Source organism: Streptomyces sp. NPDC089424, assembly GCF_044749345.1.
GTDB lineage: Bacteria > Actinomycetota > Actinomycetes > Streptomycetales > Streptomycetaceae > Streptomyces.
On sequence record NZ_JBIVHU010000008.1, the window covers coordinates 311,838 to 334,448 of the forward strand.

Annotated in this window: 21 protein-coding genes; 9 read left to right on the forward strand and 12 right to left on the reverse strand. The window is 73.5% G+C overall.

Features of this window, described 5'->3' with window-relative positions; all coding sequences use genetic code 11:
- Positions 1-4 precede the first annotated feature (4 nt).
- The 10 genes from meaB to ACIP2X_RS30445 all read right to left on the reverse strand — a co-directional run bounded on the left by meaB (position 5) and on the right by ACIP2X_RS30445 (position 11,916).
- Positions 5-1,000 (reverse strand): methylmalonyl Co-A mutase-associated GTPase MeaB, encoded by a 996-nt coding sequence (meaB, locus tag ACIP2X_RS30400; RefSeq protein WP_401678935.1) that lies wholly within the window; start codon positions 998-1,000, stop codon positions 5-7.
- On the reverse strand, positions 997-3,171 hold the full coding sequence (scpA, locus tag ACIP2X_RS30405; protein ID WP_401678938.1) for a methylmalonyl-CoA mutase: 2,175 nt from the start codon (positions 3,169-3,171) through the stop codon (positions 997-999). The genes meaB and scpA overlap by 4 nt, the downstream gene beginning before the upstream one ends.
- Complete coding sequence (locus ACIP2X_RS30410) at positions 3,171-4,973, reverse strand: methylmalonyl-CoA mutase family protein (RefSeq protein WP_401678941.1); 1,803 nt, start codon at positions 4,971-4,973, stop codon at positions 3,171-3,173. Before ACIP2X_RS30410 ends, scpA begins: the two co-directional genes overlap by 1 nt.
- A gap of 119 nt (positions 4,974-5,092) precedes the next feature.
- The gene (locus tag ACIP2X_RS30415) at positions 5,093-5,824 is read right to left on the reverse strand and encodes a GntR family transcriptional regulator (protein WP_401678943.1); all 732 of its coding nucleotides are present in this window, start codon (positions 5,822-5,824) and stop codon (positions 5,093-5,095) included.
- Positions 5,825-5,871: 47 nt separating this feature from the next.
- Positions 5,872-6,873, reverse strand: a complete 1,002-nt coding sequence (locus ACIP2X_RS30420) for a proline racemase family protein (RefSeq protein ID WP_401678945.1) — start codon at positions 6,871-6,873, stop codon at positions 5,872-5,874.
- Positions 6,874-6,887: 14 nt separating this feature from the next.
- Positions 6,888-7,784 carry a dihydrodipicolinate synthase family protein gene (locus ACIP2X_RS30425; protein WP_401678948.1) on the reverse strand — a complete coding sequence of 299 codons (897 nt, stop codon included), beginning with the start codon at positions 7,782-7,784 and terminating at the stop codon, positions 6,888-6,890.
- Complete coding sequence (locus tag ACIP2X_RS30430; protein ID WP_401678951.1) at positions 7,774-9,219, reverse strand: FAD-dependent oxidoreductase; 1,446 nt, start codon at positions 9,217-9,219, stop codon at positions 7,774-7,776. Before ACIP2X_RS30430 ends, ACIP2X_RS30425 begins: the two co-directional genes overlap by 11 nt.
- Complete coding sequence (locus ACIP2X_RS30435; RefSeq protein ID WP_401678954.1) at positions 9,212-9,562, reverse strand: (2Fe-2S)-binding protein; 351 nt, start codon at positions 9,560-9,562, stop codon at positions 9,212-9,214. The genes ACIP2X_RS30430 and ACIP2X_RS30435 overlap by 8 nt, the downstream gene beginning before the upstream one ends.
- Positions 9,559-10,710, reverse strand: coding sequence for an NAD(P)/FAD-dependent oxidoreductase (locus ACIP2X_RS30440; protein WP_401678957.1), 1,152 nt, complete (start codon positions 10,708-10,710; stop codon positions 9,559-9,561). Before ACIP2X_RS30440 ends, ACIP2X_RS30435 begins: the two co-directional genes overlap by 4 nt.
- 150 nt (positions 10,711-10,860) lie before the next feature.
- A complete protein-coding gene (locus ACIP2X_RS30445; protein ID WP_401678960.1) occupies positions 10,861-11,916 on the reverse strand; it encodes an undecaprenyl-diphosphate phosphatase in 1,056 nt (351 codons plus the stop codon).
- 113 nt (positions 11,917-12,029) lie between these two features.
- Here ACIP2X_RS30445 and ACIP2X_RS30450 point away from each other — a divergent pair, with 113 nt between their 5' ends.
- The 3 genes from ACIP2X_RS30450 to ACIP2X_RS30460 all read left to right on the forward strand — a co-directional run bounded on the left by ACIP2X_RS30450 (position 12,030) and on the right by ACIP2X_RS30460 (position 15,089).
- Positions 12,030-13,178 (forward strand): PP2C family protein-serine/threonine phosphatase, encoded by a 1,149-nt coding sequence (locus tag ACIP2X_RS30450; protein ID WP_401678963.1) that lies wholly within the window; start codon positions 12,030-12,032, stop codon positions 13,176-13,178.
- A gap of 90 nt (positions 13,179-13,268) precedes the next feature.
- The gene (locus ACIP2X_RS30455) at positions 13,269-13,973 is read left to right on the forward strand and encodes a response regulator transcription factor (RefSeq protein WP_401678966.1); all 705 of its coding nucleotides are present in this window, start codon (positions 13,269-13,271) and stop codon (positions 13,971-13,973) included.
- A gap of 3 nt (positions 13,974-13,976) precedes the next feature.
- Positions 13,977-15,089 carry a sensor histidine kinase gene (locus tag ACIP2X_RS30460; protein ID WP_401678969.1) on the forward strand — a complete coding sequence of 371 codons (1,113 nt, stop codon included), beginning with the start codon at positions 13,977-13,979 and terminating at the stop codon, positions 15,087-15,089.
- 16 nt (positions 15,090-15,105) lie between these two features.
- Here the strand turns inward: ACIP2X_RS30460 and ACIP2X_RS30465 are convergent, their stop codons facing one another.
- Both ACIP2X_RS30465 and ACIP2X_RS30470 read right to left on the reverse strand, forming a co-directional pair.
- Complete coding sequence (locus tag ACIP2X_RS30465) at positions 15,106-16,557, reverse strand: sensor histidine kinase (RefSeq protein ID WP_401679254.1); 1,452 nt, start codon at positions 16,555-16,557, stop codon at positions 15,106-15,108.
- Positions 16,558-16,571: 14 nt separating this feature from the next.
- Positions 16,572-17,276 (reverse strand): response regulator transcription factor, encoded by a 705-nt coding sequence (locus tag ACIP2X_RS30470; RefSeq protein ID WP_401678972.1) that lies wholly within the window; start codon positions 17,274-17,276, stop codon positions 16,572-16,574.
- Positions 17,277-17,428: 152 nt separating this feature from the next.
- Here ACIP2X_RS30470 and ACIP2X_RS30475 point away from each other — a divergent pair, with 152 nt between their 5' ends.
- From ACIP2X_RS30475 to ACIP2X_RS30500, 6 genes are all read left to right on the forward strand, one after another.
- Positions 17,429-18,766: a ferric reductase-like transmembrane domain-containing protein gene (locus ACIP2X_RS30475; protein ID WP_401678975.1), complete on the forward strand. Its 1,338-nt coding sequence runs from the start codon at positions 17,429-17,431 to the stop codon at positions 18,764-18,766.
- An 87-nt stretch (positions 18,767-18,853) separates the two neighbouring features.
- Positions 18,854-19,276: an FMN-binding protein gene (locus ACIP2X_RS30480; protein ID WP_401678977.1), complete on the forward strand. Its 423-nt coding sequence runs from the start codon at positions 18,854-18,856 to the stop codon at positions 19,274-19,276.
- Position 19,277: 1 nt separating this feature from the next.
- Positions 19,278-19,997 carry an FAD:protein FMN transferase gene (locus tag ACIP2X_RS30485; RefSeq protein WP_401678980.1) on the forward strand — a complete coding sequence of 240 codons (720 nt, stop codon included), beginning with the start codon at positions 19,278-19,280 and terminating at the stop codon, positions 19,995-19,997.
- 117 nt (positions 19,998-20,114) lie between these two features.
- A complete protein-coding gene (locus ACIP2X_RS30490) occupies positions 20,115-21,263 on the forward strand; it encodes an ABC transporter ATP-binding protein (RefSeq protein ID WP_401679257.1) in 1,149 nt (382 codons plus the stop codon).
- A complete protein-coding gene (locus ACIP2X_RS30495; protein WP_401678983.1) occupies positions 21,260-21,946 on the forward strand; it encodes an ABC transporter permease in 687 nt (228 codons plus the stop codon). The genes ACIP2X_RS30490 and ACIP2X_RS30495 overlap by 4 nt, the downstream gene beginning before the upstream one ends.
- Positions 21,943-22,611, forward strand: coding sequence for an ABC transporter permease (locus tag ACIP2X_RS30500; protein ID WP_401678985.1), 669 nt, complete (start codon positions 21,943-21,945; stop codon positions 22,609-22,611). Before ACIP2X_RS30495 ends, ACIP2X_RS30500 begins: the two co-directional genes overlap by 4 nt.

The following is a 22,611-nucleotide window of genomic DNA, read 5'->3' on the forward strand; positions in this document are numbered from 1 at the left end:
GAGGTCAGCCCGCCGGTTCGTCGTCCTTCTCCTCGAACGCCCGCAGGATGCGCTCCGCCGCCAGGGTCGCCGTCACCTCGCCGCCCCGGACCTGGCGCTCCAGGTCCGGGGCGAGTGCGCGGACGGCCGGGTGGGCGTGCAGTCTGCCCAGCAGGTCGTCACGGACCATCGTCCAGGTCCAGTCCACCTGCTGGTCACGGCGCTTGGCGGCGAGCCGGCCGGTGGAGTCGAGCAGTGAGCGGTGCTGTTCGAGGCGCTCCCAGACGGTGTCCAGGCCGGTCGACTCGCGGGCGCTGCAGTGCAGCACCGGGGGCGTCCAGAAGGCGTCCTTGCCGTGCATCAGCCGCAGGGCGCCCGACAGCTCACGTGCGGCCGCGCGGGCGTCCCGCTCGTGGGGGCCGTCCGCCTTGTTCACGGCGAGCACGTCGGCCAGCTCCAGGACACCCTTCTTGATGCCTTGGAGCTGGTCGCCGGTGCGGGCGAGGGTGAGCAGCAGGAACGAGTCGACCATGTCGGCGACGGCCGTCTCGGACTGGCCCACGCCCACCGTCTCGACGAGGACCACGTCGTAGCCCGCCGCCTCCATCACCACGATCGACTCGCGGGTCGCCTTGGCGACACCGCCGAGCGTGCCGGCCGTGGGGGAGGGCCGCACGAAGGCCGCCGGGTCGACGGCCAGCCGCTCCATCCGCGTCTTGTCGCCCAGGATCGAGCCGCCGGTCCGGGTCGACGACGGGTCGACGGCGAGCACGGCGACCCGGTGGCCGAGAGCGGTCAGCATGGTGCCGAAGGCGTCGATGAACGTCGACTTGCCGACCCCCGGCACCCCGCTGACGCCGATGCGCCGCGCCTTCCCGCTGTGGGGCAGCAGCTCGGTCAGCATCTCCTGGGCCAGCGTCCGGTGCTGGGGCCGGGTGGACTCGACGAGTGTGATCGCGCGTGCCACGAGCGCCCGCTTCCCGTCGAGCACGCCCTTCACATACGCGTCGACGTCGATCACGGCGCGTGCCCGAGGCCCGCCGCCAGCCGTCGCACCAGGTCGTGGGCCGCGTCAGGGATCACCGTCCCGGGCGGGAACACGGCCGCCGCGCCCATCTCCAGCAGGGTCGGCACGTCCTGCGGCGGGATCACCCCGCCGACGACGATCATGATGTCCGCGCGGCCCTCCTCGGCGAGCTGCTCGCGCAGTGCCGGCACGAGGGTGAGATGGCCGGCGGCCAGCGAGGACACCCCCACGATGTGCACGTCGGCCTCGACCGCCTGGCGGGCGACCTCGGCGGGCGTCTGGAACAGCGGGCCGACGTCGACGTCGAAGCCGAGGTCGGCGAAGGCGGTGGCGATCACCTTCTGGCCGCGGTCGTGCCCGTCCTGGCCCATCTTGGCGACCAGGATGCGCGGGCGGCGCCCTTCCGCCTCCTCGAACGCGTCCACGAGGACGCGGGTGCGGTCGACGGACGGGGACTCGCCGGCTTCGTTGCGGTACACGCCGGAGATCGTACGGATCTGGCTCGCGTGCCGCCCGTACACCTTCTCCAGGGCGTCCGAGATCTCCCCGACGGTGGCCTTCGCGCGGGCCGCATGCACGGCCAGCTCCAGCAGGTTGCCGTCGCCGCCGGCGGCCCGGGTCAGCGCGTCCAGCGCGTCGCGGCAGGCGGTCTCGTCGCGCTCCGCGCGCAGCCGGCGCAGCTTCTCGATCTGCTGGGCGCGCACCGAGGAGTTGTCGACCTTGAGCACCTCGATCTGCTCGTCGCTGTCGACGCGGTACTTGTTGACGCCGATCACCGGCTGCCGCCCGGAGTCGATCCGCGCCTGGGTACGGGCCGCGGCCTCCTCCACCCGCAGCTTGGGGATGCCCGCGTCGATGGCCTGCGCCATGCCGCCCGCCTGCTCGACCTCCTGGATGTGCTGCCAGGCGCGGCGGGCGAGGTCGTACGTCAGCTTCTCGACGTAGGCGCTGCCGCCCCACGGGTCGATGGCGCGGGTGGTGCCGGACTCCTGCTGGATGAGCAGCTGGGTGTTGCGGGCGATCCGCGCCGAGAAGTCGGTGGGCAGTGCGAGCGCCTCGTCGAGCGCGTTGGTGTGCAGCGACTGGGTGTGGCCCTGGGTGGCGGCCATCGCCTCCACACACGTACGCGTGACGTTGTTGAACACGTCCTGGGCCGTCAGCGACCAGCCGGAGGTCTGCGAATGCGTGCGCAGGGACAGGGACTTCGTGTTCTGCGGGTCGAACTGCTTGACCAGCCTCGCCCACAGCAGGCGGGCCGCGCGCAGCTTGGCGATCTCCATGAAGAAGTTCATGCCGATCGCCCAGAAGAAGGACAGCCGCGGCGCGAACGCGTCCACGTCCAGCCCCGCCTCCCGGCCCGCCCGGATGTACTCCACGCCGTCCGCGAGGGTGTACGCCAGCTCCAGGTCGGCCGTCGCGCCCGCCTCCTGGATGTGGTAGCCGGAGATGGAGATGGAGTTGTAGCGGGGCATCCGCTGGGAGGTGAAGGCGAAGATGTCGGAGATGATCCGCATCGACGGCTTCGGCGGATAGATGTAGGTGTTGCGGACCATGAACTCCTTGAGGATGTCGTTCTGGATGGTCCCGGCCAGCTTCTCGGGCGGTACGCCCTGTTCCTCCGCGGCGACGATGTACAGCGCGAGCACCGGCAGCACCGCGCCGTTCATCGTCATCGACACGGTCATCCGGTCCAGCGGGATGCCGTCGAAGAGCCGGCGCATGTCGTAGATCGAGTCGATCGCCACGCCCGCCATGCCGACGTCACCCGTCACCCGCGGGTGGTCGCTGTCGTAGCCGCGGTGCGTGGGCAGGTCGAAGGCGACCGACAGGCCCTTCTGACCGGCCGCCAGGTTGCGCCGGTAGAACGCGTTGGACTCCTCGGCGGTGGAGAAGCCCGCGTACTGGCGGATGGTCCAGGGCTGGTTGACGTACATCGTCGGGTAGGGGCCGCGCAGGTACGGGGCGATGCCCGGGTAGGTGTCCAGGAAGTCCAGGCCCTCCAGGTCCTGCCCGGTGTAGAGCGGCTTGACCGCGATGCCCTCCGGGGTCTCCCAGAGCAGGTCGTCGCCGCCCGCCGCCTTCTTCACCGCCGAGCGCCACTCGTCGGCGGCCCCGTCGGCGACCGGGGTCCCCAGTTCGATCCCGGAGAAGTCGGGGAAGGACATCAGGACACTCCCATCCGGTCGAGGGTCGCGGAGAGCACGGCGATCGCGTCGCAGCCCGCGAAGACGTAACTGCCGACACCCGCGTACTGCCCCGGCCGTCCCGCGAGCAGGACCTGCGTGGCGCCCGCCGCCGTCAGCTCCCGGGCGCGGGCCTCGGCCTGCTCCGCGTACAGCTCGTCGCTGGAGCACAGGCAGGCCTCGCTCGCCCCGCTCTCCTCGAAGGTGCCCTCGGTGACGGGCTCGATGCCGCCCGCCTGGAAGAGGTTCGCGGCGAAGCCGGCCCGCGCGGTGTGCGCGGCGGCCGGGCCGAGGGTGGCGAGGTAGATCCGCGGGCGCGCGCCGGTGGCCGCGAGATGGGCGTCGGACCGCGCGCGCAGCGTCTCGTAGGCGTCGTCGCGGCGCACGCGGGGCAGGCCGCCGGAGGGCGGCTCGGGGGCCGGTTCGCGCACGACGGGCTTCTCGGCCAGGTGCGGGAACTCGCTGACGCCGGTGACGGGTTCACGCCGCTTGGCGAGCTTCGCGCCCCGTGCCGCCCAGGTCTCGGCCAGCCGCTCGCGGACCGTCCCCGACCGCAGGGCGGCCGCCTGGCCGCCCGCGCGCTCGATGCTCTGGAAGAACTCCCAGCCGGCGTGGGCGAGTTCGTCGGTCAGCCGCTCCACGTACCAGGAACCGCCCGCCGGGTCGATCACCCGGGACAGGTGCGACTCCTCGATCAGGATCGTGGAGGTGTTGCGGGCGATACGGCGCGCGAACGCGTCCGGCAGGCCGAGCGCGTGGTCGAACGGCAGCACGGTCACGGCGTCGGCGCCCCCGACGCCGGCCGCCAGCGTGGCCACCGTGGTGCGCAGCATGTTCACCCACGGGTCGCGGCGCGTCATCATCACCGGGGAGGTCACGACGTGCTGCACCTGGGCGCCCGGACCGCCGCACACCTCGGCGACCCGCGCCCACAGCCGGCGCGCCGCGCGCAGCTTGGCGATCGTCAGGAACTGGTCGGCGGTGGCCGCGTACCGGAACTCCAGCTGTCCGCAGGCCTGCTCGATGCTCAGGCCCGCCTCGGTCAGCGCCCGCAGGTAGGCGACACCGGTCGCCAGCGAACACCCCAGTTCCTGCGCGGCCGAGCCGCCCGCCTCGTGGTACGGCAGCGCGTCCACGGTGAGCGCCCGCAGCCCCGGGTATTCCTCGGCGCAGCGCCGCGCGAGCCCCGCCACGACCGGGAAGTCGTACGTCCGCCCCGTACGGGCCTCGTGGCCCAGCGGGTCGGCGCCGAGGTTGCCGCGCGCCGTCTCGGGGGCGACGCCCCGCTCCTCGTACAGCCGCAGCAACTCCCCTGCCGCGTCGGCGACGTCGCGTCCGGCGTCCAGGACGACGGGTGCCAGGTCGAGGTAGACGCCGTCGAGGACCTGCCCCAGCGACGACACCGGCAGGCCGCCCTCGCCGGCGACCAGCCACAGGGAGGTGACGCCGTTCTCCAGGTCGGCCAGCACCGCGGCGCCGTCGGCGCTCGCGTGCCGCTGCCGCACGTCCCAGCCACCGAGGGTGTTCCCCTCGGCCCGGGCGCCGCGCACAAAGGGCGCGAAACCGGGGAGGCCGGGCTCCGGCGCGGGGTCGTGGGCGGTGTACAGGGGCCGGACTCGGAGTCCGTCCTCCAGCGTGGTGGCCAGGGCGTCCTCGGCGGCCGCGCCCTCGACGTCCTTGCCCGACTTGCGCAGTACGCCCGCCACAAAGCGCTGCCACTGCTCACGGGTCGCGTCGGAGAACTCGGCGGCCAGGGAAAGCCCGTCGTCGGGCAGGACCGTCATGCTCGGATGCTAGGCCAGGGGGACAAAGGAGCAGCAGAGGGCGCGGCTGTGACCTTGCCCTCTCCGGGTGAGCCTTGATGAGGCGACGGATTCCGTACTACGCGGCGGTGTGACGCCCTTCACCCGGGTGGCGTGGGCACGGGTGCCGGGTCCTCGGCGGGTGCCGGACGGGGTGCCGCCGGGTCCGGGGCCGCCCACATGCCCCGGACATGGCTCAGATGGCGGGTCATGACGGCGCGGACCGCCTCCTCGTCGCGCGCGAGGAGGGCGTCGAGGAGCTCCAGGTGCTCCTCGGCCGAAGCCTGGAGGCGGCCCTGTTCGGCCAGCGCGGTCAGGCCGTAGAGCCGGGCGCGGCGGCGCAGGTCGCGGACCACCTCGACGAGGTGCTCGTTGCCCGCGAGGGACAACAGCCCGAGGTGGAAGCGCACATCGGCCTCCACGTAGGCGATGAGGTCGCCGGCCACGGCCGCGGTGACGATCTCCTCGGCCACCGGACGCAGCGCAGCCAGCGCCACCGGGTCCGCCGTGCGGGCCAGCCCGGCCGTGGTGGGGATCTCGATCAGCGCGCGCACGTGCGTGTACTCGTCGAGCTGCTTCTCCGAGACGGCCGTGACCCGGAAGCCCTTGTTGGGCACCGTGTCGACCAGGCCCTCCTTGGCCAGGTCCAGCATCGCCTCGCGCACCGGCGTCGCGGAGACGCCGAAACGCGCGGCGAGCGTGGGCGCCGAGTAGACCTCCCCGGTGCGCAGTTCACCGGCGACCAGGGCGGCCCGCAGGGCGTCGGCGACCCGCTCGCGGTAACTGCTCCTCCTGCCGCCGAGCGTGGGGAGGCTGGGGGGCGGCGCCGTCATGGGGTGGCTCCTCGGTTTCCGTACGACGTGGTGCCTGACATGGTTCCTCACAGCACGAAGCCGGCCGGGAACGGGTCCGTGGGATCCAGCAGGTACTGGGCCGTGCCCGTGATCCACGCGCGCCCGGTGAAGCTCGGCAGCACCGCCGGGAGCCCGCCCACCTCCGTGGTCCCGAGCAGACGGCCGGTGAAGTGGGTGCCGATGAAGGACTCGTTGACGAACTCGGTGTGCAGGGGCAGTTCACCGCGGGCGTGCAGCTGCGCCATGCGCGCGCTGGTGCCCGTACCGCAGGGCGAGCGGTCGAACCAGCCGGGATGGATCGCCATCGCGTGACGTGAGTGACGGGCGGTGGCGTCCGGGGCGAGCAGGTGGACGTGGTGCAGGCCGTGGATCGACGGGTCCTCGGGGTGGACCGGCTCCTCCTCGGCGTTGACGGCCTCCATGAGCGCCAGTCCCGCCTTCAGGATGTCGTCCTTGCGGGACCGCTCGAAGGGCAGGCCGAACTCCGCGAGCGGCAGGACGGCGTAGAAGTTCCCGCCGTAGGCGAGGTCGTACGTCACCGTGCGCCCGTCGGCGAGCGTGGCCTTGCGGTCGAGGCCCACCGCGAACGACGGCACGTTGCGCAGGGTGACGTTCCGCGCCGCGCCGCCCTCGACGGCCACCTCGGCGACCACGAGGCCCGCGGGGGTGTCCAGGCGGATGGTGGTGACCGGCTCGGTGACCTCGACCATCCCGGTCTCCACGAGCACGGTCGCCACGCCGATCGTGCCGTGCCCGCACATCGGCAGATAGCCGGAGACCTCGATGAACAGGACGCCCCAGTCGCAGTCGGGGCGGGTGGGCGGCTGGAGGATCGCGCCGCTCATCGCGGCATGACCGCGCGGCTCGTTCATCAGCAACCGCTTGATGTCGTCGCGGTGTTCACGGAAGTACAGCCGCCGCTCGTTCATCGTCGCGCCGGGTACCGGGCCGATCCCGCCGGTGATCACGCGGGTGGGCATGCCCTCGGTGTGCGAGTCGACGGCGTGCAGGACGAGTGTGCTGCGCATGACGGTCCGTCTCCTTATCCGAGGCCCGCGGCGAGGGCCTTCTCCGTCGCCGCCCGCACCGCCGCCTCCTGCTCCGGCGCCAGCGGCACCCGCGGGGGCCGGCACGGGCCGCCGTACCGTCCGGCGATGTCCATCGACAACTTGATGGCCTGCACGAACTCCACGCGTGAGTCCCAGCGCAGCAGCGGATGCAGCTGCCGGTACAGCGGCAGCGCGGTCTCCAGGTCGCCGGCCACCGCCGCCCGGTAGAACTCCACCGAGGACCTCGGCAGCGCGTTCGGGTACCCGGCCACCCAGCCCTTGGCGCCCGCGACCGCGAGCTCCAGCGCGACGTCGTCGGCGCCGATCAGCAGGTCCAGCTCCGGGGCGAGTTCGGCGATGCGGTACGCGCGCCGCACGTCGCCGGAGAACTCCTTGACGCCCTGCACGTACCCCTCCCCGTGCAGCCGGGCGAGCAGTTCCGGCACGAGGTCGACCTTGGTGTCGATCGGGTTGTTGTACGCCACCACCGGCAGCCCCGCGCGGGCCACCTCGGCGTAGTGGGCGAGGACCGACCGCTCGTCGGCCCGGTAGGCGTTGGGCGGCAGCAGCATCACGGCGCCGCACCCCGCCTCGGCCGCCCGCTCGGCCCAGCGCCGGGCCTCCACCGCCCCGTAGGCGGCGACCCCGGGCATCACCCGCTCGCCGCCGACCGCGGCGACGGCGGTCTCCACGACCCTGACGCGCTCCTCGGGCGTGAGCACCTGGTACTCGCCGAGCGAGCCGTTCGGTACGACGCCGTCGCAGCCGTTCGCGACGAGCCAGGCGCAGTGCTCGGCGAAGGCGTCGTGGTCGACGGCCAGATCGGCGGTGAGCGGGAGCGCGGTGGCGACGAGGACGCCACGCCAGGGGCGGTGCCGGTCAGTCGTCATGAGGGTCCTTTCCGTCCGGGGTGTCGAAGGGTGAGGAAGCGGTTCCCGCCGCGGGGTCCTGTCCGGCGAGCACGCCGAGGGGTACCGGCCGGGCGAACGGGGTGCGGGCGGGGGTCGGGGGACAGCCGGCGAGCGCGGCGACCGCCGTCGCGCACATCCGGCCCTGGCACCAGCCCATGCCGGCGCGGGTGAGCAGCTTCACGGTCCGCACGTCCCCGGCGCCGAGCTCGCCGACGGCCGCCCGCACGGCGGACGCCGGGACCTCCTCGCACCGGCAGACCAGGGTGTCCTGGCCGACCTGCTCGGCCCAGTGCGCGGGCGGCGCGTAGAGCGCGTCGAGCGCGGCGGAGAACCGGCGCAGCGCCGCCCGGCTCCGCGCCGCCGCGCTCCACGTGCGGGCGTCGGGCCGCCGGCCGTTCAGGCGCGCGGCGGCCGAGCGCCCGGCGATGTGCCCCTCGGCGAGCGCGAGGTCCGCGCCGCCGACGCCGGTGGCCTCGCCCGCCGCCCACACGCCGGGCACGTCCGTGCGCTGCTCGTCGTCCACGTGCACGGCGACCCCGTCGAGGCGGCAGCCCAGGGTGGCGGCCAGATCGGTGTGCGGCAGCATCCCGTGGCCGACGGCGAGCGTGTCGCACGCGACGCGGCGCCGGGAGCCCGGCCGGACCCGGCCCCCGGCGTCCAGGGCGGCGACCGTCACGGACTCCAGCCGCTGGTCGCCGTGCGCCTCGACCACCGTGTGGCGGGCCAGCACGGGGATCCGCCGGCGCAGCAGCCGGGCGGCGTACCCGGCCCCCTCGGCGAGCTTGGCCGGCCGGGCGGCGAGGGCCCGGGAGTGCCGTGCGAGGGCGCCCGGTCCGCTGTGCTCGACCAGTGCGGCGACCCGTGCGCCCGCCGCGGCCAGCCCGGTCGCGACCGGCAGCAGCAGCGGTCCGGTCCCGGCCACCACGGCGGTGCGGCCGGGCAGCACGAGCCCGGACTTGAGCATGGCCTGGGCGCCGCCCGCGGTGACCACGCCGGGCAGGGTCCAGCCGGGGAAGGGCAGCACCGTCTCGTAGCCGCCGGTGGCGAGGACGACCGCGTCGGCGTCGACCGCGACCCCCTCCTCCTGGAGCGGCCCGAGCAGCGCGTGCACCGTCAGACCGTCCGCGTGCCGCTCCACGCACCAGACGTGATGGTCCGGCAGATGGACGACGGTGCCCGCGGCGAGCTGCCGGTCCAGGCCCTCGCGCAGCCGCCGCCAGGTGCGCCAGTGGTGGTGCAGCGCCTGCGGTCGGCGCGCGCCGAGCCCGGACGCGGGTTGCCGGTAGAACTGGCCGCCCGCGTCGGGGGCGGAGTCGACGAGGGTGACGCGCACGCCCGCGGCGGCCGCCGCGAGCGCCGCCGCGAGCCCTGCCGGGCCCGCGCCGATCACGGCGAGGCGGGGGTGTTCAGTCATCGTGCCCCGTCCCTTCCTGCGTGCGGATCGTGTCGCCCGGCCGCGCCGGAACGAGGCAGGCGCGCTGGTTGGGGCGGCCGTTGACGGTCACCAGGCAGTCGAAGCAGACGCCGATCCCGCAGAACACCCCGCGCGGCCGCCCGGCACCCCGGGTGGCACGCCAGGAGGTGACACCGGCCGCCCACAGCGCGGCGGCGAGCGTCTGCCCGGGCAGCGCCTCGATCTCACGCCCGTCGAAGGTGAGCGTGGCGGCGGGTCCGGGTCGGGCGTCGGCCAACTCCAGCGGATTCGAGGGACGTTGCCCTCGCACCCCGGCCGGGGGGTGCTTCTCGAAGCGCGTCATGGGGCCTCCTCCTCGAACCGGTCCGGGCGGAAGGGCGTGAGGTCCAGCTCCGGGACCTGTCCGGTCAGCACCTGGGCGAGCAGGTGGCCGGTCCCGGTCGCCAGGCCGATGCCCGCGCCCTCGTGCCCGCAGGCGTGCAGCAGTCCCGGCACCCGCGGATCGGGGCCGACGGCGGGCAGGTGGTCGGGGAGGTAGGGGCGGAAACCGGCGTACGTCCGCATCGCCCGCACCCGCCCGAGGAACGGGAACAGCCGGACCGCGCCGGCCGCCAGCTCCCGCACCACCGGCAGCGAGAAGGACCGGTCGAACCCGACCCGTTCGCGGCTCGCGCCGATCAGGACCGGCCCTGCCGCCGTGCCCTCGACGACCGGCGAGGTCTGCAGCGCCGCCGAGTCGCTGGCCACGTCGGCCACGTAGTCGGCGGCGTACACCTTGTGCCGTACCAGGCGCGGCAGCGGCTCGGTGACGAGGACGAACCCGCGGCGGGGGAGGACGGGCAGGTGGACCCCGGCCAGCGCGGCGACCTCGCCGCCCCAGGTCCCGGCGGCGTTCACGACGGCGGGCGCGTGGATGTCGCCCCGGTCGGTCCGTACCCCGCGCACGGCGCCGCCGGGGCCGCGCAGCACGGCGGTCACGGTCCGGCCGGTCTCCAGCCGCGCGCGGGAGGCCCGTACGAGGTGCGCGGCGGCCAGGGCGGGCATGACCTGGGCGTCCTGCGGATAGTGCATGCCGCCCGGGAGGCCGGGCGCCAGGTGCGGCTCCAGCTCCTTGAGCCGGCGCTCGTCGACGGGCACGGCCTCGACACCGGCGGCGCGCTGGGCGGTCGCGAGCCTCTCCAGGGCTTCGCGGCCCGCGGCCGTGGAGGCGACGACCACGCCGCCCTTGGCCTCGTACTCGACCGCCGTGCCGAACTCCTTCGCGAGCCCTGCCCACAACCGCGTGGAGAGCAGCGCGAGCGCGAGCTCGGGGCCGGGTTCCTTGTCGGAGACGAGGACGTTGCCCTCGCCTGCGCCGGTGGTGCCGCCGGCGACCGGGCCCCGGTCGACGAGCGTCACGGCAAGGCCTGCCCGTGCCGCGTGGAAGGCGCAGGCAGCGCCCACCATACCGGCCCCCACCACCACGACATCGCAGGTCAGCGACTTGGTCACGCCAGTAATATGTCACACACCACAGCGCCTCGGAATACCCCCGGGCCGGATTTTCCGGGTGGCTCGGGGGTATTCCGACCGGGGGTGCGGGGGACCGGCGGGGGTGCGGGGACCGACCGGAGGGTGAGGGGCTCGGTGGGGCCGAGTGGCTCAGCCGGCCGACTCGGCGGCGTGCGGGCTGATCACCCCGAAGGTCACCAGCGCGATGATCACCAGGCCGAGGGCGATGCGGTAGTGCACGAACGGCATGAAGCTGCGAGTCTCGATGAACTTCATGAACCAGGCGATGACCGCGTATCCCACAGCGAACGCGATGAGGGTGGCCAGCGCCGTCGGTCCCCAGCTGACGTGGCCGCCCTCGGTGGCGTCCTTCAGCTCGAACAGCCCGGAGGCGAGGACGGCCGGGATCGCGAGCAGGAAGCAGTAGCGGGCGGCCGCCGCGCGGGTGTAGCCCATGAACAGGCCGCCGCTGGTGGTGGCGCCGGAGCGGGAGACGCCCGGGATGAGGGCCAGCGCCTGGCACAGGCCGTAGATCAGGCCGTCCCTGACGGTGAGGTCGTGCAGGGTCTTGCCGGAGGCGCGGGGGGTGGCGGGGGCGGCGGAGGTGGCGTTCAGGGTGCCGGGCGCGCCGGGTGCGCCCGAGACGGTGAGGAGGGCGTCATGGGCCTCGTGGGCGCCGGGAGCGCCGGCCTCGTGGGCGCCGGCGAGGCTCTCCCGTTCGGCGCGGGCGGCGAGGCGGTCGGCGACGCCCAGCACCACGCCCATGACGATGAGCATGGTCGCGGTCAGCCTCAGATCGCGGAACGGCCCCTCGATCTGGTCCTTGAAGGTGACCCCCAGGACGCCGATCGGGATCGAGCCGATGATCAGCATCCAGCCGAGCCGGGCGTCCTGGTCCTGGCGCAGCGTCCGGTCCGTCAGGGAGCGGCACCACGCGGTGACGATGCGGGCGATGTCCGACCGGAAATAGATCAGTACCGCGGTCTCGGTGCCGATCTGCGTGATCGCCGTGAACGCGGCGCCGGGGTCCTGCCAGCCCGAGAAGGCGGCCACCAGACGCAGGTGCGCGCTCGACGAGATCGGCAGGAATTCGGTCAGTCCCTGGACGAGACCGAGGATGATGGATTCGAACCAGCTCATGGAAGCGCAAGGGTATCCAAGGACCCCGGGAGGCCGACGCGCGATCAGTGTCGGTTTGCATCCCATTTAAGGTGTTCTGTGTGGCGCGATGGCTCCGGTCCTTCCGAAAATCACCGACATCCGGCTCCGTCGGCCGTACGCACGCGCCCGAACCGGGGCCCGGCGTGTCGTCGCGGCTGATGACGCTGCGCTCCACCGTGGCCGGGATCGGGACGACGCTCGACGAGGAGACCACCTGTGCCGAGCTCACCAGGGTGGCGGCCGAGCACGGAGGGTGCACGGCGGCCGTCGTGCGGCGCCACCTGGAGGAAAGCGATCCGTCGTACGAGGCGGTGCACGGCGACCGCACCCTGCTGCCCGACCTGCGCTGGCCCGCGGCGATGGCGCGCCGGACGGACAGCCGGAGCGGCTACGAGAGGGACGGCCCCGCACTGTGCGTGCCGCTCGTCAGCGGCGACGACCGCTACGGCGTCCTGGTGTGCGTCCGGGGCACGGGACCGTTCACCCCGCCGGAGGCGGACGTGCTGGCACTGCTCGCCGAGCGCGCCGCCTCGCACATCCGGCATGCCCGGGAGCACGACCGGATGAGCCGGATCGTCGGCGACCTCCAGCGGGCGCTGCTCGCCGAGCCCGGCCGGCCGCACCCGAACCTGGACGTCGCCATCCGCTATCTGCCGGTGGGGCAGCGCGCCCTGGTCGGCGGCGACTGGTGCGAGACCGTCCGCCTGCACTTCGGGCGCACCCTGCTCGTCGTCGGGGACGTGATGGGCCACGGCCTGGAAGCGGCGGTCGACATGACGGCCTACCGCTCGGCCCTGCGCTACATCGCCTCCGCCGACCTGCCGCCGCACCGCGTGCTGCGCCAGCTCGACGACATCGCCTCCAACGAGTCCGAGCGGCGGCCCGCCACCTGCCTGATCGCCCGCGTCGACCCCGTGCGCGGCCAGATCACCCTGGCCAGCGCGGGTCATCTGCCGCCCGCCGTGATCGACGGCAGGGGTGACACCTCGCTCCTTCCGGTGCCCGTCGGACCACCGCTGGGCACCGGCCTCGGGGGCTACGAGCCGGCGACGTACCGGCTGGACGGCGCGGAGACGCTGCTGCTGTTCACCGACGGGCTCGTCGAGCATCGCGGGGAGGACATCGACGAGTCCCTGAACCGGCTGGCCAGGCTGCGCTTCGACGCGGCGGAAGGGGTGGAGACGATCCTCGACACCGTCCTCGCCAACCTCGACGCCGGACACGCGGAGGACGACGTGGCCGTCCTGGCGTCCCGGCTGCGGCACCGGCCGCAGCCGGACGAGGAGGGCATGGCCTTCGCCACCTGAGGCCGCCGCGGCCCGCCGGCTTCCTTACGGAACCGGGACGTCGAGGGGTCTCGTTCCCGTTGCCGCGCGCGGGATGCCAGGCTGGCCGGCATGGAACAGCAGTCGTACGGGGCCCGGGTCCTGGTCGTCGACGACGACCCGACCGTCGCCGAGGTGGTCTCCGGGTATCTCGTCCGGGCCGGGTACGTCGTGGACCGCGCCGGTGACGGCCCCGCCGCGCTGGCCCGGACCGCCGCGCACTGGCCCGACCTGGTCGTGCTGGACCTGATGCTGCCCGGCATGGACGGGCTGGAGGTGTGCCGGCGGATGCGGACGCGCGGCCCGGTGCCGGTGATCATGCTGACGGCGCGGGGTGACGAGGACGACCGGATCCTCGGTCTGGAGGTGGGCGCCGACGACTACGTCACCAAGCCCTTCAGCCCCCGCGAACTGGTCCTGCGCGTGGAGTCCGTGCTGCGCCGGACCCGGCCCGCCCCGCACCAGTCCACCGACGCGCTGGGCGCCGCCGGCCTCACCGTCGATCCGGCCGCCCGGCGTGCCGCCAAGAACGGCGACGAACTCGCCCTGACCATCCGGGAGTTCGATCTGCTCACGTTCTTCCTGCGCAACCCCGGGCGGGCGTTCAGCAGGGAGGAGCTGATGCGGGAGGTCTGGGGGTGGGACTTCGGCGACCTGTCGACGGTGACCGTCCATGTGCGGCGGCTGCGCGGCAAGGTGGAGAACGACCCGGCGAGGCCCCGGTTCATCCAGACGGTGTGGGGCGTCGGCTACCGCTTCGACGAGACAGAGGTGTGAGCCGTGCGGGACACCCTGCTCATCGCCCTGTTCGCCTTCCTCGGCGCCGGCGCGGCCGGACTGCTCGGGGCCGGGGTGCTGCTGCTGATCCGGCGGCGCTCGCTCACCGAGCACATCACCGTGGTCGCCGCCGTCGCCGTGGGCGCGATGTTCGCGGGCACGCTCGCGGTCGCCCAGGCGATGTTCCTGTCGGCGCACGACCTGACCGTGGTGACCACGGTGGTCGCGGTGGCCGCCGTGGTCTCGCTGGCCACCGCCCTGTTGCTGGGCCGCTGGGTCGCCGCGCGCAGCCGCGCCCTCACCCTCGCGGCCCGTTCCTTCGGTGACGGCGGCGACTTCACCAGCCCCGACGGCCCCGCCGCCTACGAACTGGCCGCGCTGAGCCGGGAGCTGGAGGCGACCAGCCGCAAGCTCGCCGAGTCCCGGGACCGGGAGCGCGCCCTGGAGAGCTCCCGGCGCGAGCTGGTCGCCTGGATCTCGCACGACCTGCGCACCCCGCTCGCCGGACTGCGCGCGATGTCCGAGGCGCTGGAGGACGGCGTGGCCGCCGATCCCGACCGCTATCTCCGCGAGATCCGCGCCGAGGCCGAGCGCCTGAACGACATGGTCGGCGACCTCTTCGAGCTCTCCCGCATCCACGCGGGCACGCTCGCCCTGAGCCCGAGCCGGATCTCGGTGTACGACCTGGTGGGCGACGCCCTCGCGGGCGCGGATCCGCTCGCCAGGGAGCACGGCGTACGGCTGGTCGGCGACCGGGTGGAGGCCGTGCCGGTCGAGGTGGACGGCAAGGAGATGAGCCGGGTGCTCGGCAATTTGCTCGTGAACGCGATCCGGCGGACACCCTCCGACGGCACGGTGGCGGTGGCCGCCGAGCGCTCTCCCGACGGGGTCGTCCTGTCCGTCACGGACGGCTGCGGGGGCATCGCGGAGGAGGACCTGCCGCGCGTCTTCGACACCGGCTGGCGTGGCACCGACGCCCGCACGCCGCCGGCCGGCGCCGGGCTGGGGCTGGCCATCGTGCGGGGCATCGTGGAGGCCCACCAGGGCCGGGCCGCCGTACGCAACGTCTCCGGCGGCTGCCGCTTCGAGGTGACCCTCCCGACGGCGGACGCCTGACCCACGCGTCCTCCCCCTACTCCCGATCCGCCGCTCCCGTCGGAAGCCGCACCGTGAACACCGTGCTCCCCGGTTCACTGGCCAGTTCGATCGTGCCGCCGTGCGCCCGGACCAGTGAGCCGGCCACCGACAGACCGAGCCCGCTGCCGCCCCGGTCGCGGCTGCGGGCCTTGTCGACCCGGTAGAAACGGTCGAAGACGCGCTCCCGGTCGGCGGCCGGTATCCCGGGCCCCGTGTCGTGGACCCGTACCAGCGCGACCCCGGCCGTGACCGAGACCGCGACGGACACCTCCGTCCCGGGCGGGGTGTGCACGGCCGCGTTGGTGAGCAGGTTGTCCAGCACCTGCCGGATGCGCTGGGCGTCGAGCCGCAGCACCACCGGCACCTCCCCGGTGCCCACCGTCAGCGGATGGCCGGGGCGCGCCGCCCGGAAGGCGTCGGCGGCCTGCTCGACCAGCTCCACCAGGTCCGCCTTCGCGAGCCGCAGCGGGGCCTCCACCTCGGCGGCGTCGAGCCGGGCGAGCAGCAGCAGGTCGTCCAGGAGGAAGCCCATCCGGGCGGCCTCGGCGCGCAGTCGCGCCAGGTGCCGCTCCCGTTCCCCGGGCTCGTTGGCGGCCGCGTACTGGAAGAGGTCCGCGTAGCCGCGCACCGACATCAGCGGGGTGCGCAGCTCGTGCGAGGCGTCCGCGACGAACCGGCGCAGCCGCTGCTCGGCCTCGGCGCGCACGGCGAGGGAGTCGTCGATGTGCTCCAGCATCGTGTTGAACGCCGTCCGCAGCTCCTCCACCTCCGGGCCGCCGCCCCGGCGGTCGGCCCGCAGCGGCAGCCGGGCCTCCGACTCGGTGAGGTCGTGCGAGGCGATGCCGTGCGCGGTGTGCGCCATGTCGCTGAGCGGTTGCAGCCCGCGCCGCAGCATCTTCCGGCCGAACACCACCAGCGCCAGCAGCGCCAGCCCGAACGTGACCGCCTGGATCGTGACCAACTGGCGGACGGTGTCCTCGATGTCGTCCATGGGCGCGGCGCTCACCAGGACGACGCCGGGCTCGACCTCGCAGGCGCGCAGCCGGTAGGTGCCCGCGTCCTTCAGGTGCTCGGTGCGCAGGAGTTCCGTGTGCGAGGCGACCTGGGCCCGGGCCAGGGAGGTGAAGTCGCCGACGTCCGCGGGCAGATCGGCCACCGCCTCCGGCTTGCGCAGTTCGGCGACGCCGTCCGACACGTCGTACACGGCGTAGTACCAGCGGTAGTACTTCTTGCCCTGGAGCGTGCCGTGGTCCGCGATGCCCTTGGACTGGGCGATCTGGCCGATCTGCAACTGCTCGTCCAGCTGCGCCGACAGGTAGTCCCGCATGTACGTGGTCAGCGCCGTGCCCACCACGGCGAAGACGACCAGCGACAGCGCGCCCAGCCCCAGCGCCAGCCGGGTGCCCAGCCGCAGACTGCCGTAGCCGTGGCGCAGCCGGCGCACCACCCGCCGCACCCGGGTCACTCGGCGGCCTGCCGGATCACGTAGCCGAAGCCGCGCACGGTGTGGATCAGCTCCCCGCCCACCCCGCCGTGGTGGGGCTCGTCGAGCTTGCGGCGCAGCCGGCTGACGACCAGCTCCACCACGTTGGAGCGGCCGCCGAAGCCGTACTCCCACACGTGGTCGAGGATCTGCGCCTTGGTGAGCACCGTCGGCGACTTGCGCAGGAGGTAGCGCAGCACCTCGTACTCGGTCGGGGTCAGCGTCAGCAGCCGCTCGCCGCGCCGCACCTCACGGGTGTCCTCGTCCATGGTCAGGTCCCCCACCCGCAGCACCGACCGCTGGAACCCGGGCCCCGCGGCGCGCCGCAGCACCGTGCGCAGCCGGGCCATCAGCTCCTCGACCGCGAACGGTTTCACCAGGTAGTCGTCGCCGCCCCGGGTCAGCCCCGCCACCCGGTCGGACACCGCGTCCCGCGCGGTCAGGAAGACCACCGGCACCATCGTCCCCGAGGCGCGCAGCCGGTCGAGGACGCCGAAGCCGTCCACGTCCGGGAGCATCAGGTCGAGCACGACGATGTCCGGACGGAACTCGGCGGCACGGCGCAGCGCCTCGTCCCCGGAGTGCGCGGTGACCGCGTCCCAGCCCTCGTAGCGGGCGACCGTCGCGACGAGGTCGGCGATGGGCGGGTCGTCGTCCACGACCAGCAGTCGTACTTTTTCCACCCGTTCATAGTGCGGGAACGTCCGCCCCTCGCCGGGGCCGGTCGCCCCGCGGACGCACATCGATATCCACTTGAAAGTCGTACGACAGGAGATCGACAGCTGCGGCCGGTCAAGCTCGGTGTCCCAGGGCCCCGACCGAGGAGTTGCCGTCCGTGACGACCGTCCAGTCGCCAGCCGCGCCCGTCGCGGCGATACGTCCCAGGGTGGTGGCCCGCACCGGCCTGTACGCCGTGCTCGCCGCGAACGTGGCCGTGGTCACCTACTTCTTCGCGCAGGCGGGGTTCGCCTCCAACGCGCTGATCGTCGTCGGCCGCCTCACCGGGCTGTACGCCGCCCTGCTCATGGCCTTCCAGCTGCTGCTGGTGGCCCGGCTGCCCTGGCTCGACCGCCGGATCGGCATGGACCGGCTCACGCTGTGGCACCGCCGGCTCGGGTTCTCGCTGCTGTGGACGCTGCTCGCGCACGCGGTGTTCATCACCTTCGGCTACGCCGACTCCTCCGGCATGGACCCGGTCGACCAGCTCGTCGACCTCGCCGAGACCGTCGAGGGCGTGCTGCGGGCGGTGGTCGCGCTGGCGCTGATCATCGTGGTCGGCACGGTCTCGGGGCGCTTCGCCCGGCGCCGGCTGGCCTACGAGACGTGGCACTTCATCCACCTCTACACCTACCTCGCCGTCGTGCTGGCCTTCTCCCACCAGATCGCGGTCGGCACGACCTTCGTCGCCTCGCCCGGGGCCACCGCCTACTGGTGGACGCTGTGGAGCGTCGCGCTCGGATCGGTGTGCGTCGGCCGCCTGGCGCTGCCGCTGTGGCGGAACTGGCGTCACCGGCTGCGCGTCACGGCCGTCGTCCCCGAGAACGACGACGTCGTCTCCGTCCACATCACCGGACGCGACCTCGACCGGCTGCCCGCCCGCGCCGGCCAGTTCTTCCTGTGGCGCTTTTTGACCCGTGGGCGCTGGTGGCAGGCCAACCCCTGGTCGCTGTCGGCCGCGCCGGACGGCCGTTCGCTGCGTCTGACCGCCAAGGCCGTCGGCGAGGGCAGCGCCGGGCTGCGCCACCTGAAGGCCGGCACCCGTGTCTTCGCCGAGGGCCCCTACGGCGCCTTCACCACCCTGCACCGGACCCGTCCGGACGTCCTGCTGATCGCCGGCGGCGTCGGCATCACCCCGATGCGGGCCCTGCTGGAGGAACTGCACGGGCACGCCGTCCTCGTCTATCGGGTGGCCACCGACCGGGACGCGGTGCTCTACGACGAGCTGCGCGAACTCGCCCTCGCCAAGGGCGCCGAGCTGTACCTGGTCACCGGACCGGCCCGGCCGGACCGCCTCTCGCGCGACGAGCTGGCCCGGCTGGTGCCCGACGTCGCCGAGCGAGACGTCTATCTGTGCGGGCCGCCCGGAATGACCCGGGGGGTGCTGCGCAGCCTGCGCGAGCTCGGTGTGCCCAAGGCGCAGATCCACCACGAGCGCTTCAGCCTGGCCGGCTGACGGACCCGAGGGGCCGAGGGAACCGAGGCGAAGAAGGGAAGCCGAGGGTACCGAGGTGAAGAAGAGAAGGAGAGGCGAGGAGAAAGCGTGAAACGAGCACTGCCTGTTCTGATCCTGACGGTGGCGGGCCTGATCCCGGTCTGGCGCTACGCGCCCTCCACCGCCGCGCCGGTCGCCGAGGCGTCCCGGCCGGCCGCACCGCCGACCCCCACTTCCACCTCGTCCTCCTCGCCCTCCGGGACCTCGGGCGCCCGGGTCGTCGCGGGCTCCACGGTGAACACCGAGAAGGGCCCCGTGCAGGTGGAGGTGACCTTCGCCGGGGACGGGATCACGGCCGTGCGGATGCTGCGGCAGCCGGACCACCCGCAGACGACGGCCGCCGTGCCGACGCTGATCGAGGAGACGCTTCAGGCGCAGAGCGCGGACATCGACTCGGTGTCGGGCGCGACGATCACCAGCGAGGGCTACCGGGAGTCGTTGCAGGCCGCCCTCGACGCGCGGGGCGCCTGACGTGCGTCGTGTCGAGCACGTCATGGGCTTTCCCGTCTCGCTGCGGATCGACGACGAGCACGTTCCGCAGGGGCTCGCGGACGCCGTCTACGCCTGGCTGCGCGAAGTGGACGACCGGTTCAGCCCGTTCAAGCCCCACAGTGAGGTCTCCCGGCTGGACCGGGGCGAGATCGGACGCGACGACGTCAGCCCCGACCTCGCCGTGGTCCTCGACGTCTGCGAGCGGTACCGGGTCGCGAGCGGCGGTGCCTTCGACGCCCGGCTGCCCGGCCGTGGCCTCGATCCCTGCGCGGTGGTCAAGGGATGGTCGGTGCAGCGGGCGGCCGAGATGCTGAGGGCCGCCGGGGTGCGGCGGTTCTGTCTCAACGCCGGGGGAGACGTGGTCGTCGCGGGCGGCCCGTGGCGGGTGGGGGTACGGCACCCCGAACGCGCCGACCGGCTCTGCACGGTGCTGGAGCTGACCGAGGGCGCGGTCGCGACGTCCGCCCCCTACGAGCGCGGCGAGCACATCCTCGACGGCCGCACCGGGCGCCCGGCGACCGGACTGCTCAGCGTCACGGTCGTCGCGCCGACCCTCACGGAGGCGGACGCCCTGGCCACGGCGGCGTTCGCGATGGGTCCCGAGGGCGTGCTGTGGGCGGCCGGCCGGGAGGGTTGCGAGGTGTACGCCGTGGACCGGGGGCGCCGGGTGCGGCGCACGGCGGGGCTGCCGGTCGCCTGAGCACCCCGGTCGCCCGGCCATGTTCCGGCAACACTGCGGGTCTAGACTCTCCCGGCAATGGCCCGCCACCAGGCGAGAGCGGGCGGCGACTGCCACACCCGAAGGGCGTTCGGCGTTTTGATACGGATAGATTCAGTCACCAAGCGGTATCCCGACGGCACGGTGGCGGTCGACCGGCTGTCACTGGAGATACCCGACCGTTCGATCACGGTCCTGGTCGGGCCCTCGGGGTGCGGCAAGACGACGACCCTGCGGATGATCAACCGGATGGTCGAGCCCAGCGAGGGCAGGATCCTCCTCGACGGCACTGACATCATGCAGCAGCCGGTCAACACATTGCGCCGGTCCATGGGTTACGTGATCCAGAACGCGGGCCTCTTCCAGCACCGCACGATCGTCGACAACATCGCCACCGTGCCCCGCATGCTCGGCTGGGGCAAGGACAAGGCCCGTGCCCGCGCCCGCGAGCTGATGGAGCGCGTCGGCCTCGACGCCGCCCTCGCGCGGCGCTACCCCTACCAGCTCTCCGGCGGCCAGCAGCAGCGCGTCGGCGTGGCCAGGGCGCTCGCCGCCGACCCGCCGGTGCTGCTGATGGACGAGCCGTTCTCCGCCGTCGACCCGATCGTGCGCAAGGGCCTCCAGGACGAACTGCTGCGCATCCAGGCCGAGCTGGGCAAGACCATCGTCTTCGTCACGCACGACATCGACGAGGCCGTCAAGCTCGGCACGATGGTCGCCGTGATGCGCACCGGCGGCCGGCTCGCCCAGTTCGCCCCGCCCGCCGAGCTGCTGTCCAGCCCCGCCGACGAGTTCGTCGAGGACTTCCTCGGCGCCGACCGGGGCATCCGGCGGCTGTCCTTCTTCCCGTCGGCCGGACTGGAGCTGCTCACCACGCCGATCGTCGCCGTCGACGCCACCGCCGAGCAGATCGCCGCCCGCGGCTCGGCCGACGTCCCCTATCTCCTCGTCACCGGCCTGGACGGCAGGCCGCTCGGCTGGAGCGCGCCGGGCGACCTCACCGCCGGGCGGATCGAGCGGGACGGACTGCTGCCGTTCGGGCGGCCGTTCGTCGCCGAGCGCGACTCGCTGCGGGCCGCGCTCGACTGCGCCGTCCTGTCGCCCACCGGCTGGGCCGTCGCCGTGGACGGCGAGGGCCGGGTGGCCGGGGTCGTCGCGCAGCAGACCATCGCCGAGGCGATCCGTGGCGCGCACGCCGCGGCACCGGCAGCCGACACCCCGGCCGGCGGCGCGAAGGCCGTCCGATGAACGGCCTCTTCGACATGCCGAGCGACCTCCAGAGCACCTACTGGGGCCTGGTCGGACTGCACCTGCGCGAGGCACTGGTCCCTGTGCTCGTCGGACTGCTCGTGGCGCTGCCCGTCGCCCAGCTGTGCGTGCGGCTGCGCTGGCTGTACCCGCCGGTGCTGTGGGTGACGACCGTGCTGTACGCGATCCCGTCGCTCGCCTTCTTCGTCGTCCTCATCGACTACACCGGCCTCAGCGAGACCACCGTCATGATCCCGCTCGCCGTCTACAGCCTGGTGGTGTTCGTCCCGGCGATCGTGGACGGCGTCCGCTCGGTGCCCCGTGAGACCCTGGACGCCGCCACCGCCATGGGCTTCGGACCCGTACGCCGCTATGTGCTGGTGCAGTTGCCGATCGCCGCGCCCGCGATCATCGCCGGGCTGCGGGTGGCGTCGGTGTCGAGCATCTCCCTGGTCAGCGTCGGCATGCTGATCGGCAACCAGGGGGCCCTCGGCAACCTGCTCAACAGCGGCATGATCTACAACCAGCCGCGCCTGGTGTGGCTGTCCGTGATCGGCACGGCCGTCCTCGCCATCGTGGTGGACGCCGTCCTGATCGGCCTGCGCGTCCTCGTCACGCCGTGGATGCCGCGCGACACCCGCAGGTCCCCGCGTACGAACACCCTGAAGGACGCCGCCCGGTGAACGTACTGAACTTCATCAACGCCTTCTTCAGCGACGGCGCCCACTGGCAGGGTTACGACGGCATCCCCACGCGTCTGCTGGAGCACCTCCAGTACACGCTGATGGCGCTCGGCATCGCCGCCGCCGTCGCGCTGCCCGTCGGCCTGCTGACCGGGCACACCGGACGCGGCGGCAACACGCTCGCCCTGATCGCCACCGCGGGCCGCGCACTGCCGAGCTTCGGCCTGATGGTGCTGATGTTCGTGCTGCTCGGGCTCGGACTGGCCCCGGTGATGATCCCGCTCGTGGTGCTGGCGATCCCGCCGATCCTCGTCACCACCTACGAGGCGATGCGCTCGGTCGACCCCGCCCCCGTGGACGCCGCGCGGGGCATGGGCATGAGCGAGGCCGAGGTCCTGTTCCGCGTGGAGGTCCCGGTCGCGCTGCCGCTGATCCTCAGCGGTCTGCGCTCGGCCGCCATCCAGATCGTCTCGACGGCCACCATCGCCGCGTACGTCAGCTTCGGCGGCCTCGGCCGCTACATCGTCGACGGGCTCTACCAGCGCAACTACGAGAAGGTCGTCGGCGGCGCCACGCTGGTCGCCCTGCTCGCGCTGGCCACGCTCGGCGTGTTCTGGGCGGCCGGACGCCTCGCGGTCTCGCGCGGGGTACGCCGCGGCGGCTGA

Bases quoted from the DNA above. Each gene is read 5' to 3' on its own strand.
- scpA (WP_401678938.1), bottom strand. From the start codon at position 3,171: ATGTCCTTCCCCGACTTCTCCGGGATCGAACTGGGGACCCCGGTCGCC.
- ACIP2X_RS30410 (WP_401678941.1), bottom strand. From the start codon at position 4,973: ATGACGGTCCTGCCCGACGACGGGCTTTCCCTGGCCGCCGAGTTCTCC.
- ACIP2X_RS30415 (WP_401678943.1), bottom strand. From the start codon at position 5,824: ATGACGGCGCCGCCCCCCAGCCTCCCCACGCTCGGCGGCAGGAGGAGC.
- ACIP2X_RS30420 (WP_401678945.1), bottom strand. From the start codon at position 6,873: ATGCGCAGCACACTCGTCCTGCACGCCGTCGACTCGCACACCGAGGGC.
- ACIP2X_RS30425 (WP_401678948.1), bottom strand. From the start codon at position 7,784: ATGACGACTGACCGGCACCGCCCCTGGCGTGGCGTCCTCGTCGCCACC.
- ACIP2X_RS30430 (WP_401678951.1), bottom strand. From the start codon at position 9,219: ATGACTGAACACCCCCGCCTCGCCGTGATCGGCGCGGGCCCGGCAGGG.
- ACIP2X_RS30435 (WP_401678954.1), bottom strand. From the start codon at position 9,562: ATGACGCGCTTCGAGAAGCACCCCCCGGCCGGGGTGCGAGGGCAACGT.
- ACIP2X_RS30445 (WP_401678960.1), bottom strand. From the start codon at position 11,916: ATGGGATGCAAACCGACACTGATCGCGCGTCGGCCTCCCGGGGTCCTT.
- ACIP2X_RS30450 (WP_401678963.1), top strand. From the start codon at position 12,030: ATGACGCTGCGCTCCACCGTGGCCGGGATCGGGACGACGCTCGACGAG.
- ACIP2X_RS30455 (WP_401678966.1), top strand. From the start codon at position 13,269: ATGGAACAGCAGTCGTACGGGGCCCGGGTCCTGGTCGTCGACGACGAC.
- ACIP2X_RS30495 (WP_401678983.1), top strand. From the start codon at position 21,260: ATGAACGGCCTCTTCGACATGCCGAGCGACCTCCAGAGCACCTACTGG.